The organism is Kribbella sp. NPDC049227 (assembly GCF_043197265.1).
Lineage (GTDB): Bacteria > Actinomycetota > Actinomycetes > Propionibacteriales > Kribbellaceae > Kribbella.
In genome coordinates, this window is record NZ_JBICST010000004.1 from 480,552 (window position 1) to 495,932 (window position 15,381).

Annotated in this window: 10 protein-coding genes; 3 read left to right on the forward strand and 7 right to left on the reverse strand. The window is 68.5% G+C overall.

The genetic code is table 11. From position 1 onward, the window contains the following. Positions 1-97: 97 nt before the first annotated feature. Both ACGFH6_RS20110 and ACGFH6_RS20115 read left to right on the forward strand, forming a co-directional pair. Positions 98-817: a class I SAM-dependent methyltransferase gene (locus ACGFH6_RS20110; RefSeq protein WP_393385742.1), complete on the forward strand. Its 720-nt coding sequence runs from the start codon at positions 98-100 to the stop codon at positions 815-817. Then, positions 814-1,281, forward strand: a complete 468-nt coding sequence (locus tag ACGFH6_RS20115; protein ID WP_393385745.1) for a GtrA family protein — start codon at positions 814-816, stop codon at positions 1,279-1,281. Before ACGFH6_RS20110 ends, ACGFH6_RS20115 begins: the two co-directional genes overlap by 4 nt. Here the strand turns inward: ACGFH6_RS20115 and ACGFH6_RS20120 are convergent. Together ACGFH6_RS20120 and ACGFH6_RS20125 are read right to left on the reverse strand one after the other, a co-directional pair. Next, positions 1,190-3,394 (reverse strand): glycosyltransferase family 2 protein, encoded by a 2,205-nt coding sequence (locus ACGFH6_RS20120; RefSeq protein WP_393385748.1) that lies wholly within the window; start codon positions 3,392-3,394, stop codon positions 1,190-1,192. The genes ACGFH6_RS20115 and ACGFH6_RS20120 overlap by 92 nt on opposite strands. 47 nt (positions 3,395-3,441) lie before the next feature. Then, the gene (locus ACGFH6_RS20125; RefSeq protein WP_393385751.1) at positions 3,442-4,341 is read right to left on the reverse strand and encodes an NAD-dependent epimerase/dehydratase family protein; all 900 of its coding nucleotides are present in this window, start codon (positions 4,339-4,341) and stop codon (positions 3,442-3,444) included. 257 nt (positions 4,342-4,598) lie between these two features. Here ACGFH6_RS20125 and ACGFH6_RS20130 point away from each other — a divergent pair, with 257 nt between their 5' ends. After that, positions 4,599-8,558 carry a GH92 family glycosyl hydrolase gene (locus ACGFH6_RS20130; RefSeq protein ID WP_393385754.1) on the forward strand — a complete coding sequence of 1,320 codons (3,960 nt, stop codon included), beginning with the start codon at positions 4,599-4,601 and terminating at the stop codon, positions 8,556-8,558. Positions 8,559-8,577: 19 nt separating this feature from the next. On the opposite strand, the gene ACGFH6_RS20135 is transcribed toward ACGFH6_RS20130, so the two are convergent. The 5 genes from ACGFH6_RS20135 to ACGFH6_RS20155 all read right to left on the reverse strand — a co-directional run bounded on the left by ACGFH6_RS20135 (position 8,578) and on the right by ACGFH6_RS20155 (position 15,249). Further along, complete coding sequence (locus tag ACGFH6_RS20135) at positions 8,578-9,357, reverse strand: hypothetical protein (protein WP_393385757.1); 780 nt, start codon at positions 9,355-9,357, stop codon at positions 8,578-8,580. Continuing rightward, entirely contained in the window at positions 9,354-9,866 is a 513-nt protein-coding gene (locus ACGFH6_RS20140; protein WP_393385759.1) for a SigE family RNA polymerase sigma factor, read from the reverse strand. Before ACGFH6_RS20140 ends, ACGFH6_RS20135 begins: the two co-directional genes overlap by 4 nt. Positions 9,867-10,161: 295 nt before the next feature. Continuing rightward, positions 10,162-11,355, reverse strand: a complete 1,194-nt coding sequence (locus ACGFH6_RS20145; RefSeq protein ID WP_393385761.1) for a mannosyltransferase family protein — start codon at positions 11,353-11,355, stop codon at positions 10,162-10,164. Between the two features lie 9 nt (positions 11,356-11,364). Beyond that, on the reverse strand, positions 11,365-13,578 hold the full coding sequence (locus ACGFH6_RS20150) for a transglycosylase domain-containing protein (protein WP_393385764.1): 2,214 nt from the start codon (positions 13,576-13,578) through the stop codon (positions 11,365-11,367). A 171-nt stretch (positions 13,579-13,749) separates the two neighbouring features. Beyond that, positions 13,750-15,249, reverse strand: coding sequence for a short-chain fatty acid transporter (locus ACGFH6_RS20155; protein ID WP_393385766.1), 1,500 nt, complete (start codon positions 15,247-15,249; stop codon positions 13,750-13,752). Between the last annotated feature and the right edge of the window lie 132 nt (positions 15,250-15,381).

A 15,381-nucleotide genomic window follows, 5' to 3' on the forward strand; every position in this document is an offset into this window, starting at 1 on the left:
AAACCTAACGTGATCAGTTCCACTTCGGAGGCTGAGAATTTGCTGGCAATCCGTCCCAGCCGTCACAGCCTCGCGGGGAGGGGGCACAATTGCCAGGATGCGGGAACACACCGGAGCCTTCAGCGACGCGACCGGACGCGACCTCGAGCAGGGTGGCGCCGACCAGCCGCGGTATCGCCGCTACCAGTACGACCTGATCGCGCCGCACTGCGGACGCAGCGTCCTGGAGGTCGGCGCCGGGCTGGGTGAGTTCGCGACCCAGTTCACCGGTCTGGACCGGTTGGTGCTCACCGACGCGGATCCGGACGCGGTCGAGCTGCTGTCGGAGCGGTTCGCCGACCGGCCCGAGGTGGAGGCACGGCAACTGGCGCTGGGCAGCGAGCTCTCGCTGGGCAAGCCGGTCGACTCGATCGTTGCCATCAACGTGCTCGAGCACATCGAGGACGACGCCGCAGCGCTGAAATCACTGGCCGGACTGGTGATTCCCGGCGGCACCATCGTGCTGTGGGTGCCCGGCTACCAGCAGTTGTACGGCGAGTTCGACCGCCGGGTCGGCCATTTCCGCCGGTACACGCCGGCCACGCTGCGCGACGCGTTCGAGCGCGCCGGACTCCGGGTCGAGCTGGCCAAGCCGGTGAACCTGCTCGGCGGGATCGCCTGGTGGGCGGCCGTTCGCCGCGGCGGCAGCACCAAACCGAACCCGCGACTGGTCTCGATCTACGACCGGTTCGTCGTACCGGTGACCCGGGCGGTGGAGTCGGTGGTCCCGGCCCCGTTCGGGCAGACGGTGCTCGGCGTGGCCCGGGTGCCGGGATGAGGCTGCCGCGGTTCCGGTTGTTGCTGTGGGCAAAGTACTCCGCGTCGTCGGTGATCGCGGGTGTGATCAGCGAGCTGGCGTTCGCCCTGTGCTACTGGATCGGTGCCCGCCCGCTGTGGGCGAGCGTGATCGCGTTCCTGGCCGGCGCGCTGCCGAATTACGTGCTGAACCGGCGCTGGGCGTGGGGCCGCAGCGGCCGGGCCGACCGCACTCGCGAGCTGTTGCCGTACGCAATCATCGTGGTGGTCACCGCGCTCGCCGCGGCGCTGGCGACCAGCGCCGCGGACCATTGGCTGCGGGATCGGATCGACTCCCACGCCTGGCAGACCGTGCTGGTCAGCGCGGCCTTCCTCGGCACCTACGGAGTGATGTTCATCCTGAAGTTCGTGCTGTTCGACCGGTTCGTGTTCGCCAAGCCGGAAGCCGCCGCAGTACGTACTCCCGCCACCACGTCCCAGTCATGACCCGGGCGTAGTTCGCGCCGTACACCAGACCCGGGCCCTTCTTGCTGCTCCCGTCGCCACGGCGGCGCATGGTCATCGGCAACTCGACGACCCGCGCACCGCTGGCCAGCACCCCGAGCAGCAACTCGGACGACTGGTACTGCGGCTCCCTCAGCGTCACCGAGCACGCGAGCGCCGCCCGCATCGCCCGGAACCCGAACGACGTGTCGGTCAGCTTCCGCCGGGTCAGGATCGACGCCAGTACGGCGAACACGCGCACACCGACCCAGCGCAGGCGACTGTCCGCGTCCTCCTGACCGAGCCGCCGGGAGCCGGTGACGAAGTCGGCCCGGCCCTCCAGGATCGGCGCGAGCAGCACGGGCAGCTCGTCGTTGTCGTACTGCCCGTCCGCGTCGGTCGTCGCGACGTACTGCGCTCCGCCCTGAGCGGCAATCTGGTAGCCGAGCCGCAGCGCGGCGCCCTGGCCGCGGTTGACCGGTGCGACGCAGACGTACGCGCCGTGCTTCTCCGCGATCTCGGCAGTGTCGTCCTCGGCACCGTCGACGACGACCAGTACGTCGACCGGGAGGCCGGCGCAGGTCTTCGGCATGTTGTCCAGGACGGCGCCGATGCCGCCAGCTTCGTTGTAGGCGGCAATCACCACAACCAGCGGCGCGAAGGCAGGATCGCCGTGCCGTTCGTGGAGGTCGTCGAGCGCCTGGGAATCGACCTTGTCCGGGTACTGCGCCAGTGGTGGGCGCTGCTGGCTGCGGCCGAGCAGAGCGGTCAGGCCGAGCGCGCCTGCGAACGGGAACAGCACCAGTCCGGGCAGCTGGTAGCGCCAGGAGAACTCGAAGGCGGCCGACCCGAGCAGCAGGATCACTGCCGCCGCAACTGGCAGCAGTGCGGCCGACCGGAGTCGTGATGTCCTCGCCCGGCCGAGCCCGAACGCCGCAGCGAACGCGATCAGGCCGGCGATGCCGAGCAGCAGGCCCGGGGTGTAACCGCCGTGCAGCTGGTAGGCGCGCAGTACCTTGGCCGGCCCGGTGTTGACGTGCGGCTCTGTACCGCCCCACTTCACCGCGGCCTTGGCGGTGTTGGGGTCGCCGAGGTTCGGGTAGGTGAGCTGGAACTGCCAGCGGTCCAGCGGCACGTCGTCCGGCGAGGTGGTGCGCGTGGGCGCGAAGCCCTTGAAGAAGTCCTTCAGTGCTGCCCACGCCACGTCGCCCGGCTGGTGCCGGATCACCAGCATGCTGAAGTCGGTCGCCAACTGCTGCTTCGTCGTACCGGGAGGCAGCGGTCCGGGCCAGTTCGGGTCGCCGTAGTGGTCGTGGGCGTAGTTGTCGACGCCCAGTCGGTGCCCGAGCGGTTCCTTGGGGCAGAACAGCCGGGTGCCGTCGTTCAGCGGCAGCTTCGCGCAGTTGGCAACGACCGCGGTCCGGCCGTACAGCACCTGGTTCTCGGCACCGGAGAAGCCCCACCGGCCGGTGTGCGAGTGGAAGTACGTCGCGTAGCCGCCGAGCACGATCGCGAACACGGCCGTGACCGCAGCGCTCCGGCCGAGCACCTTGCGCCAACTGGTCCGCCAGGCGGAGCCGACCACGACGAGGTAGATGACGACGGCAACGAGCAGAGTGATGCCGATGGTGCGCAGTACGAAAGCGGCACCGAGGATCAGCCCGGCGGCGGCCGCCCGCTTCCAACCGGGGGCACCCCATCCGAGCAGAAGCCACAGCAGACCGACGAGCAGTACGTCGAACAGAGTCTCGGCCATGATGTTCTGCTCGATCTGGACCTGGTACGCGTCCAGGAGCAGCGGTGCGGCGGCCAGCGCGGAGAGCCAGCGGTAGACACCGAGGCGGCGGCACAGTGCGTAGATCGCGATGCCGAGGGCGAGGCCGATCACATGCTGCAGGATCACCACGAAGGTGACCCCGCCGAGCGCTGTCAACGGCTTGAGGAAGAGCGAGTAGCCGATCGGGTTGAGCTGATCGGGCTTCAGTTCGCGCATGTTGTCGAGGTAGCGCACCGAGTCGACGTACAAGATCGCCGGTCGGTACGCGATCGTCGCCAGCACCCGGAGCACGGCACCCAGCACCAGCAGCCCGACGAGCAGCCAGTGCTTCCTCAACATCTCTCTCCCGCCCCCGAGCGAAGCGAGGGGACGGCGCAGTTGGCTGATCACTGGGTGGAGAAGTAGTGCCACGTGCGGGCGAGCCCGTCTTCCAGTGACACCGTCGGCGCGTAGCCGAGGTCGTTGGTGATGTCGACCACCACCGCCGGCATCTCACCCGCCGGTGCCTCGATGTGCTCAGCCGGCACCGGACATCCAGTCACCGTCCGCACCGTCTCGATCATCTCGAGCACCGACACCGAACGACCCGATCCGATGATCGCGCGCCCGTCGTACTTGCTGTCCAGCGCCAGCAAGATCCCCTTGACCACGTCACCGATGAACACCAGATCCCGCCGCTGCAGACCATCGCCGTACACCCGGACGCCGGTCCCGCTCAGGGCGGCCCGCATCATCCGCGGCACGAAGCTGTCCTTGTGCGACATCCCCGGCCCATAGACGTTGGTGAACCGCAGCGCGGCAGTCGCCATCCCGTAGCTGCCCGAGTACGCCGACAGCAGCATCTCGCACGCCGCCTTGGTAGCCCCGTACGGCGTCAACGGCCTCAACGGGAGGTCCGCCGTGATCGTCGACGTGCCGACGTCCCCCACGACCGCGTTGGTAGACGCCAGCACGAACCGGTCCACCCCACTGCCCCGGGACAGCTCCAGCAGCACCTGCGTGATGGTCACGTTCTGAGCGAACGTCTGCATGGGCGCGTCCACCGACCGCAACACCGAGGTCAGCGCCGCAAGATGCACCACCGCGGTAGGCCGAGTCTCGAACGCCGCAACACACGTCTCCTGCTCGGCAAGATCGCCCGTCACCACGTGCACACCCTCGTCCCACGCCGGGTCCGGCGGCTCCCGATCCACCGCGGTCACCGCAACCCCACGCTCCCGAAGCGCAGCCACCACAGCCCGCCCGATAAACCCGGCCGCCCCGGTAACCAGCACACGTTCGTCCATGCCCTCAACCTACCGCCGACCGACCAAACCCGAGACACGGGCGAACAGTGCGCGACGAACCCTTGACCGCGGGTGATCATGATGGGCAGGATCGCCCCGGGCGCGGGCTGACAACCTTGTCATCGGGGCCGCGTACTCCACTGGTGGGCAGCTCGCGCTGTCGTGCCGGTCCGGCCGTGCAAGGAGCGTAGATGGATCTCCGCCGCCCTCTGGGGCTCGTCGCGTCTCTCGGGCTAGTTGTGACAATGTCGTCTGCCATGACGTCAGCGCATGCCGTCCCCTCGGCATCAGACACCGCGCAGGACCAACCGGTCGTGACCGGATCCTCGTTCTTCACCTCGTTCGAGCCGGGGCAGCCGCAGCCGGGCTATACCGACGCGGTCGAGACCGGGGCGGACGGGCAGCCGCGCACCGACGGGGTCCGCGGGCCGACCCCGACCGGGATCGGCGGCAGCGAGATGGACAAGGTCACCAAGGTGACCGCGAACGGCGAGAACACCGGCGGCGGTGAGATCGCCACCAACGTGGCCGACGGTGACAAGTTCACCAAGTGGCTGGTCTTCGAGCCGACCGGCTGGCTGGTCTACGAGACCTCGGTCCCGGTGGTGATCCGCAAGTACGCGCTGACCTCGGCCAACGACGCCGACGGCCGCGACCCGCAGAACTGGACCATGCAGGGCTCGAACGACGGGACCACGTGGACGACGCTGGACACCCGGACGGGCGAGAGCTTCGAGACCAGGTTCCAGACCAAGGAGTACAGCTTCACGAACGAGACGGCGTTCAAGTTCTTCAAGCTGGACGTCACGCTGAACCACGGCGAGAACATCGTCCAGTTGGCCGACTGGTACCTGTCGAACGGCGCGCCGCTGCCGCCGCCCGGCCCAGTGGCCGAGTCGCGGCTGGACTCCGGCCCGACCAGCGCGTACAACGCCCGCGCCCGGGTCGGCTTCACCGGCGTCAAGTCGTTCCGGTACGCCGGGCACCAGACCGCCGAGGGCCGTGGCTACACCTGGAACAAGATCGCCGACGTGGATCTGAAGGTCGGCAAGGACACCCGGCTGTCGTACAAGATCTTCCCCGAGCACAGCGAGGGCGACCTCAGCTACCCGAGCACGTACGCCGCGATCGACCTGGCGTTCTCGGACGGGACGTACCTGAGTGATCTGAAGGCGAAGGACCACCACGGCTTCGAGCTCAGCCCGCGCGGCCAGGGCGACGCCAAGGGCCTGTCCACGAACCAGTGGAACAACGTCGAGGCGGACCTCGGCACGGTGGCCAAGGGCAAGACGATCCAGCGAATCCTGATCGGCTACGACAAGCCGTCCGGACCGGCCGAGTTCCGCGGCTGGGTCGACGACCTGCGGATCGCGCAGGCGATCAACCCCGACACCGCGGCGCAGAAGACCGCGTCGAAGCACCCGTCGGACCTCGCACTCACCACCCGCGGCACCAACGCGACCGGCGGCTTCTCGCGGGGCAACAACTTCCCGGCGACCGCCGTACCGCACGGCTTCAACTTCTGGACGCCGGTGACGAACGCCGGCTCGACGTCCTGGCTGTACGACTATGCCAAGGGCAACAACGAGGACAACAAGCCGACGATGCAGGCGCTGTCGATCAGCCACGAGCCCAGCCCGTGGATGGGAGATCGGCAGACGTTCCAGGTGATGCCGTCGACGGCCGCCACTCCGGCGGCGGACCGGAAGGCGCGGGCCTGGTCGTTCAGTCACGACAACGAGGTCGCCCGGCCGTACTACTACGGCGTGACGTTCGACAACGGCAACGCGGCCGAGATCACTCCGACCGACCACGCCGCGATGCTGCGGTTCAGCTTCCCGGCCGGCAAGGCGTCACTGATCTTCGACAACGTGAACAACAGCGGCGGCCTGACGCTCGACCCGGAGACCGGTGTGGTGACCGGGTTCAGCGACATCAAGAGCGGGCTGTCGACCGGAGCCGGCCGGTTGTTCGTGTACGGCGTGGTCGACCAGAAGGTGGTTGCCTCCGGCAAGCTGTCGGACGGCGGCGGCGCGGCGGTCGGCGGCTACTTCTCGTTCGGCCCGAAGGTGACGCAGGTCGAGCTGCGGATGGCCACCTCGCTGATCGGCACGGCCCAGGCGAAGAAGAACCTCGAGCTCGAGCTGCCCGCCGGTTCGAAGTTCGGCAAGGTCAAGGACAGCGCGCAGCAACTGTGGGACGCCAAGCTGCGCACCATCGAGGTCGAGGGCGCGACGGCCGACCAGCTGACCACCCTGTACTCGAACCTCTACCGCCTGTTCCTCTACCCGAACAACGGCTCGGAGAACACCGGTACGGCAAGCAAGCCGGTGATCACCTACGCGTCGCCGACCTCGCCGAAGGTGGGGACGGACACCCCGACCACGACCGGATCGAAGATCGTCGCCGGGCAGACGTACGTGAACAACGGCTTCTGGGACACCTACCGCACCGTCTGGCCGGCGTACTCGCTGTTCTCCCAGGACGACGCGGCCGACCTGGTGAACGGGTTCGTCCAGCAGTACAAGGACGGCGGCTGGATCTCCCGCTGGTCGTCCCCGGGCTACGCGAACCTGATGGTCGGCACGAGCTCCGACGTCGCGTTCGCCGACGCCTACCTGAAAGGCATCAAGGGGATCGACGTCCAGGCGGCGTACGACGCGGCGGTCAAGAACGCGACCGCCGTACCGCCGTCGCAGAACGTCGGCCGCAAGGGCATGGATCTCGCCACCTTCAACGGCTACACCGCCAACACCACCGGTGAGGGCTTCAGCTGGTCGATGGACGGCTACATCAACGACTTCGGCATCGCGAACATGTCGAAGGCGCTGTACGACAAGGCGAAGAAGAACGACCCGCGCAAGCAGGAGTACCTGGACAACTACAAGTACTTCCTGAACCGGGCCCGCAACTACGTCACGCTGTTCGACCCGGCGCTCGGCTTCTTCCAGGGCAAGGGCCCGGACGGCGTCTGGGGCAGCTCGCCGGGCACGTTCGACCCGCGCGACTGGGGTCACGACTACACCGAGACGAACGCGTGGAACATGGCGTTCTCGACGCCGCAGGACGGCGCCGGCCTGGCCGCCCTGTACGGCGGCCGCGACGGCCTGGCGAAGAAGCTCGACGAGTTCTTCAGTACGCCGGAGGACGCGCTGCACACCGGTGGGTACGGCGGCACGATCCACGAGATGCTCGAGGCGCGCGACGTACGGATGGGTCAGTACGGCCACAGCAACCAGCCGTCGCACCACATCACCTACATGTACGACGTCGCGGGTCAGCCGTGGAAGACGCAGGAGAAGGTGCGCGAGGTGCTGTCGCGGCTGTACCTCGGGTCCGAGATCGGGCAGGGGTACCCGGGTGACGAGGACAACGGCGAGATGTCGTCCTGGTACCTGTTCAGCATGCTCGGGTTCTACCCGTTGCAGGTCGGATCGCCGACGTACGCGATCGGGTCGCCGCTGTTCACCAAGGCGACGGTGCGGCTGGCCGGCGGCAAGAAGCTGACGATCAGCGCGCCGGGCAACAGCGCGAAGAACATCTACGTCAAGGGCGTGAAGATCAACGGCAAGAACTGGACGTCGACCGCTCTGCCGCACGACCTGATCGCGAACGGCGGCAAGATCGAGTTCGAGATGACCGACCAGCCGTCGCGGTGGGGCACCGGCCGCAACGACGCCCCGCCGTCGATCACCACCCCGGGCGAGGACCCGAGCACGTGGCGGGACTCGACCGAGGACGAGGGTGCGGTGATCGGGGCCGGTGACGCGGACGTGACCGCGCTGACCGACAACGACTCCAAGACCCAGGTCACGCTGACCGGCGCGACCCCGACGATCACGGTGGCGCTCCCGCAGGGCCGCCCGGTCGGGATCTACACGCTGACCAGCGGCGCCACCGGCACGGCCCCGTCGGCCTGGGTGCTGGAAGGGTCCAACGACGGTACGACGTGGTCCGCGGTGGACCGGCGTACCGGGCAGACCTGGCCGTGGCCGTCGTCCACCCGAGCCTTCAGCATCGCCTCGCCGAAGGCCTACACGCAGTACCGGCTGGTGCTGACACCAGCGGCGGGCGCCGCCGGTGTCACGCTGTCGGAGGTCGAACTGCTCGGCACGCTGAAGGGCGTCGAGGCCGGCACGCACCCGAGCGACAAGCGGGCCGCCGAGACGAAGCCGAGCCCGACTCCGTCGCAGTCGATCGACCGCAACTACGGCTGATCGAGCTCGCCGGTTCCTGTCACTTCTTGTAGTGGCAGGAACCGGCGAACTTCAGCAGTGTCGCCTGGTCCCAGCCCAGGTTGTACGCGCTGTTGCTGAGGACCACGACGCGGGTGCTCCTGCCCTGGCGGACGAACAGCTCGCGGCGACCGTTGCGGGTGTTGCCCGGGGTGATGACCGCTTCGTTCTTGCCCGCACGGACCTTCGGCAGGTCGGTCCACGGAGTCGAGTACTTGTCCGCGGTGAGGCCCTCGCCCTGGTCCATCAGTTGGGAGGCGCGGATCCGCAGGTACCGGCTCTCCGCGTGGTACTGCTCGGGGTTCCGCAGGTTCGGGTCGGTCAGATCCTGCTGTGAGGGATCGCCGTTCTGCTTGGTCCCGACGAGCTTGACCGCCCAGCCCTGCGGGATCAGGTCGCAGGTGATCGGCCCGGGGAATGCCTTGGCAGTGGCCACCAGCGGCACCGGGGTGGACGGTACGGGCGCCGGCGGCCGGTGATCGCCGGGAAGTCCACCGATGACTTGGCCCGGGGACCGCGACGGCATCGGGGCCGGGGTCGGGGTCGCGGCGGTGGTCGGCCCGGCGGGTTCTGGTGCCCCGTCCGTCGCCGTACCCGTCGGCAGCACTGACCAGCCGACGCCGACGATCAGGGCGGTGGCGACCGCACCACTGGCGATGCCGGTGGCCCGGCGGCGACGCAGCGCACGGCGGCCGCGATCGAGATCGGCGGACAGGTCGGCATCGCTGACGCCGGGCTCCGCACCGGCGGCCCGGTCGAGCAACTCCTTCAGATCGGTCATCGCAGGCTCTCCAGGGTGTCGAGTGGGTCGTGGAGGAGATCGCGCATCTTCGCGAGCGCGTGCGAGGTCTGGGACTTGACGGTCCCGGTCGAGCAGCCCATCAACTCGGCGGTCGCCTGGACGTCGAGGTCGCGGAAGTAGCGCAGCACCACCACGGCGTGCTGGCGACGCGGCAGCTTCGCCAGCGCCTGCAGCACGGTCAGCCGCTCCGCCTGGTCCGGGCCAGGGGCCGGGTCCGCATCCTGCAGGTGGTCGGTGCTGGCTTCCCGGTGACGCCAGAGCCGGCGCCGTTCGTCCAGGAACGTGTTCACCAGGATCCGGTCCGCGTACCGGGCAGCGCCGTCCTCCCGGCGTACCTTCGTCCAGTGCACGTAGAGCTTGGTCAGGGCGACCTGGACCAGGTCCTCGGCCCAGTACGCGTCCCCGGACGTCAGCAGCCGGGCCGTCCGCAGCATCCGGCCGCGGTGCACTGCTGCGTATTCCAGGAACTCGGCGTCCCGATCCGTCACGGTCCGGCCCCCTCAGTCGTCGGCGATCTCCACCCTGGAACTACTGGCCGACCACCGGCGGCGGTTGCATGCCGTCCGACAGCAGTATGGGCGGCAGCCCGACCGGCCACCGCCCACGCTGGACGATTCTCGGCGGAGCCTGCCCCTGAAAGGTTCCGCCGGAACATTTGAGAGGGGTGGCGGTCCCCGCCCGGACTGCCACCCCTTCACACCTAACGACGTCCGAGCCCCCTCAGGGGTTGCCTACCCCGCAAACTGTCCACATGCCGGACGGTTCAGGCGTGAACAGGGCCCGTCAGCCGGTCCAGCGGCCGGTGAAGAAGGCGGCCGCCCAGATCGCGGCCAGGGGTATCGCGAGCGCCAGGTAGAGGCGGCCGAGCCAGAGTCGGCGCCTGCTCATGACCGCCAGGCCGATCCACAGCGGCCACCAGAGCAGCGTCGCCCGGGTGAGCGAGTAGATCCAGAACGACGTACAGAACGCGCCGACGGTGGCAGCGACCCAGGCGGCCTCACCCCAGGAACGACGCCGGATCAGCCACGCGAGGAGCAGCAGGCCGACCACGAGCGCGACCAGTTCGGCCCGGAACATCCAGGTCCAGTCGCTGCGGTCGGCGGCGAAGTGGCCCTTGGTCGCGGCCTCGATCGTGTGCATCAGCGAGGTCCACGGCCAGGTGAACTCGCGCGCCCAGCCCTTCTCCTGCGCCTCCTGCCAGGCGAACCAGGAGCCGTGGATCTGCTTCAGGTACGCCATGAAGGCGAGCACCGGGACGGCCGGCAGGGCCAGCCACGGGAGCGACAGCCAGTCGCGCTTCTTCGACGTGACGAACTCGACCACGAGGGCGAACGCGAGGAAGATGCCGGACACCCGCACGGTCGAGGCCAGCGCGACGAAGATCGCCGCGCGCGCCCACCGGCCCTGCCGTGCCGCCAGCCAGGCGGGGAACGCGAACGCGCAGAACAGCGCCTCGGTGTACCCGGCGGCCAGGAACACACCGACCGGAGCGCCGTACCAGATCATCGCGGCGTGAGGACCGAGGTCCTTCAGTTCCGGGAACTCGTACTGCGCCAGTCGCGCCAGGTACACGCCCGCGACAGCACTGGCGACCGCGGACACGACGATGCCGGCGGCAACGTAACCGATCCCGGTCCAGCTGACGATCCGGACCAGCAGCGGGAATCCGGGGAAGAACGCGGCCAACGGCGCCCCGGACGGCTCACCGTTGTTGTAGCCGAACTCCGCGACCGCCTTGAGGTGCCAGACGTCCCACTGCAGCCAGGCCCGCCAGACGTTCGGGTAGTCGCTGCCGCGGTTGAACAGCAGGGGCGCGGACACCGACAGCATGAACAGCGCTGCCCGGGTGACCAGCCACCACCCGAGCACCTCCCGGCCCATCGCGGTCGGCAGCCATCGCGACAGCCCGACGCCGTCGGCCCGGGCCCGCCGAGCCCGGCCGGGCTTGCCTTCGTCGCCGGCCGTCCGCTCGAACACGGGGGCCGGCTACTGGTCGCCGCCGCCGGGAGTGTCCGGCGTGTTGGGCGTGCCACCTGTGGGGAACGGCCAGCCCGGAGGTGTCCGGGGAGGCTTCTTCGTCGGCTTCGGGCTCGGGCTGGTCGGCGGTGTGTCGCTCGGCGTGGTGGTCGGCGGCGGCGGCGGAGTGCTCGTCGGCGGTGCGGGTGGCGTGCTGGTCGGCGTCTCCGACGGCGTGAAGGTCGGCGTCGGGCTGTCCTTGAGCTCGTCCTCGTCGGGATCCTGGAAGCCCTCGTCCGGCTGACCGGCCAGTGCCGGGTCCATGAAGGCCAGCCAGGTCTTCAGCGGCCAGCCGCCACCGAAGAACGCGTCGTCACTGGAGTACGGGTCGAGGTCGCCCTCACCGGTCGTGCCGGCTCGGTACAACACCGAGGTGGACAGTTGCGGCGTGTACCCGGTCCACCAGGACGTCAGAGTGTCCTCGCCGTCCTTGCAGCCGTCGCAGGCCGCGTTCGCCTTGCGATGCTCGGCCGCCACACCACCGGCCGTACCGGTCTTGCCGGCCACCGGGCGGTCCAGCTCCTTGGCGTCCTCGCCGGTGCCCTTCTCGACCACGTCCTGCAGGGCGTAGTTGACCATCCGGGCGACGTTCTTGTCGATGCGTTGGGCCTTCTGCTTGTCCAGGCTCTTCTCGGACCACAACACCTTGCCGTCGGGACCGGTCACCTTCTTGATCGTGTGCACCGGGGCATACATGCCGTCGGCCGCGAACGTCGCGTAGGCGTTCGCCATGTCGACCGGCGAGGCGTACGGGTCCGGGCCGAGGACCGTGGACGGGTTGTTCCGGCCGATCTCGAGCGCCTTGGTCTTCGGGATGCCGGCCGCCTCGGCCGCGTCGACGAGCTTGGCCGGACCGTTCTCCATCTTGTTGTCGACCAGGTCGTAGAAGGCGGTGTTGATCGACTGCTCGGTTGCCTTGAGCAAGGTGACGTCGCCGTAGTCCTCGTCGAACTCGTTGTTCAGCTCCTGGCCCTGGATCTCGATCGGACTGTCGCCCTGGAAGATGTCCCAGACCGACGTGCCGTCCTTCAGCGCGGCCGCGAGTGCGAACGGCTTGAACCCGGATCCCGGCCGGGCCGGTCTGGTGGCCCAGTTCAACTGACTCTTCAGGAAGTCGGGTCCGCCGTACATCGCGACCAGCTCGCCGGTGCCCGGCCGGACCGAGGCCATGCCGACATGCAGGTTGTTCCGCTTCTTCGGCAGCTCCTGAGTCCCGGCGTTGACGATCTGGTTCTGCGCCTTGAGGTCGAAGGTGGTGACCACTTTCAGGCCGCCGCCGCTGATCTGGTCCTCGTCGAAGCCCAGCCGCTGCAGTTCCTTGCGCGCCATGTCGAGCAGGAAGCCGTTCGGGCCCTTGAAGCGGTTGCTCTTCTTCTTCATGTTCATCTTCGGCAGCGACTTGCTGTACGCCGTCTGCTGCGCCTGGGTGATGGTGCCGTTCTGCCGCATCCCGTCGAGAACGTACCTGTAGCGCTCGAGGATCCGCTTCGACGCGCGCGGGTCGTTGATGTCGAACAGGCTCGGGTTGTTGAGCACCGTGGCCAGGAAGGCGGCCTGCGGGACGGTCAGCTTGCGCGGATCCGGTTGCTGGAAGTAGGCGTCGCCGGCCGCGGAGATGCCGTACGCGCCATAGCCGAAGTAGACGGTGTTCAGGTAGCCCTCGAGGGTCTTGCTCTTGTCCTGCGACCGGCTCAGCTTGGTCGCGATGAACAGTTCCTGGAACTTCCGGGAGACGGTCCGCTCCTGGGTCAGGTACATGACCTTGACGTACTGCTGGGTGATCGTCGACCCACCCTGCAGCTGCTCGCCGCGGGCGATGTTCCACGCCGCCCGGATCATGCCCGACGGCGAGATGCCGGGGTTGGTCCAGAAGGTGCGGTCCTCGGCCGCCGTGACCGCGTCCTGGACGTGCTTCGGGATCTGCGCCAGCGGCACCGAGTGCCGGTTCTGATCGAAGAAGGAGCCGAGCGGCTGCTTGCCGTCGGCGAACGTGACCGTCGTCGTGTTGGTCGCGAACTCCTTGTTGGGGTCCGGGATGTCCGTCGTCTGGTAGACGATGAAGAAGGTCGCGACGGCGCCGATGACGCCGACGAAGAAGAGTGCGGCCAGCCAGCCGAGGACCCGGAGCGCCCAGTGCTTCTTGGGCTTGCGGGCCGGGACGGCCCTTCTACGAGCTTCACTCACTGTGCAATCCTCGACGATCTCGCGGAAGTCATTGCCCCACAGACTACGGTGGGTGTGGTAACGGCCCCGAATCCGCTCCGGATGCTAACAAGCCGAGCGGTCACCCGGGCGTGCGCCGGGCCAGGCCTTACCCAGATCTTTCCGGGCGGAAGCAAGCGATTTCCGCCCGGATCACCCGGTGACGTGCGGTGCGAGCAAGGTCACGGCGATCAGCGCCGCCGGGAAACAGGCCAGGAACATCGTGAACGTGTAGCCCATGATGTCGCGCGCCTTGAGCCCGAGGATGGCCAGCGTCGGCAGCATCCAGAACGGCTGCAGCAGGTTCGCGCTCGCCTCGCCGAGGTCGTAGACCACCACCATCCAGCCGGCGTCCACCTTCAGCTCGTTGGCGGCCTGCAGCACGTACGGCGCCTCGATCACCCACTTGCTCCCGCCACTCGGCACGAAGATGCCGAGGATGCAGGAGTAGATCGCCACCAGCGGCGGGAACAGGAACTGGTTGCTTGCCTGCACCAACCAGCCCGCCAGCCGGGCGGAGATCCCGGTGTACGCGATCATTCCGAAGATGCCGCCGTACAGCGGGAACTGCAGCAGGACGCCGGCCGCCGCGGGCGCGCCGTCGCGGACCGCGCGGGCCATCCGCCACGGCCGCCAGTGCAGCAGCAGGGCGAGCAGGAACAGGATCAGGTTGACGGTGTTGAGGTCGAGCGCGCTGAAGAAGTTCTTCCCGCTGAAGTAGCGGACCAAGTAGACCGCTCCGAGCAGCACGATCAGCAGACTGAACAGTGGGGAGTGCTCGAGCCAGTCCCCCGGCCGGCGGATTTCGCTCTCCTCCCGCTGACCGTTGTACGCCGATCCGCGGCCGACGAGTGGCCGCAGTTCGATCCCGAGGTGTTCGGCGGTCCGTGACTTGTCCTCGCCCGGCGCGATGATCCACGCCATCCCGACGCCGACGACGTACACGACGAGGGTCGCCAGAACGGCCTGCCAGGTGAAGATGGTGTCGCTGAGCGGGATCAGCCCGCTGGCGTGGCCGCTCGCCTTGATGACCTCCTGCACCGGCGCCGGACTGCTGCTCGCACTGGCCACCTGCAGCGCGGCCGAGCCGGACAGCCCCTGCGCCCACACCGTGCCGAGGCCCAGGAACGCCATGGCGCCCAGCGCGCGGTAGTCCGCCTTGGGCACGTTGCGGGCCACCTCACGCGCCAGGATCGCGGCGAAGACGAGGCTGAACGCCCAGTTCAGGTACGACGCCAGCATGGCCACCGCCGCGACGAACGCGACCGCGGTCCGCGGGCGCTGCGGGATCCTGGCCAGTCGGGCGATCAATCGGGCGACCGGTCGACTGGTCGCGACGGCGTACCCGCCGATGATGATCATGACCATCTGCAGCGTGAACGTGATCAGGCTCCAGAACCCGAGGCCCCACGCGTCGACCAGACCGAAGCCCTTGGTCGCGGCCGGATCGTCGGGGCGCTTGAGCAGCGGCTCACCGGTGACCAGCCCGAACAGCAGCACGACGAAGGTGCCGACCAGTACGAACCCGAACGCGTCCGGCAGCCACTTCTCGGTGAAGGCGGTGAACCGCAGCGCGACCTGGGCCAGCGGGCCTCCGCCGTTCGCACCGCTCTCGACGTCCTGCTTCGCGTGCTTCGCCTGGCTGTCGGCCATGACCCTCCGCTCCTGAACCACGACGCTGTGTCACACGATTAAACGCAGATCGGCGCCTGACCTAACAGGTTTCTCGGCGTGCCGCGTGATCAAGCTGACAAAGGGCGGCTTTGTCAGGAGTTGTCCACAGTC

What these genes read in the sequence shown, in the direction of transcription:
- ACGFH6_RS20110 (WP_393385742.1), top strand. Translation starts at nt 98, where the DNA reads ATGCGGGAACACACCGGAGCCTTCAGCGACGCGACCGGACGCGACCTC.
- ACGFH6_RS20125 (WP_393385751.1), bottom strand. Translation starts at nt 4,341, where the DNA reads ATGGACGAACGTGTGCTGGTTACCGGGGCGGCCGGGTTTATCGGGCGG.
- ACGFH6_RS20120 (WP_393385748.1), bottom strand. Translation starts at nt 3,394, where the DNA reads ATGTTGAGGAAGCACTGGCTGCTCGTCGGGCTGCTGGTGCTGGGTGCC.
- ACGFH6_RS20155 (WP_393385766.1), bottom strand. Translation starts at nt 15,249, where the DNA reads ATGGCCGACAGCCAGGCGAAGCACGCGAAGCAGGACGTCGAGAGCGGT.
- ACGFH6_RS20115 (WP_393385745.1), top strand. Translation starts at nt 814, where the DNA reads ATGAGGCTGCCGCGGTTCCGGTTGTTGCTGTGGGCAAAGTACTCCGCG.
- ACGFH6_RS20130 (WP_393385754.1), top strand. Translation starts at nt 4,599, where the DNA reads ATGACGTCAGCGCATGCCGTCCCCTCGGCATCAGACACCGCGCAGGAC.
- ACGFH6_RS20135 (WP_393385757.1), bottom strand. Translation starts at nt 9,357, where the DNA reads ATGACCGATCTGAAGGAGTTGCTCGACCGGGCCGCCGGTGCGGAGCCC.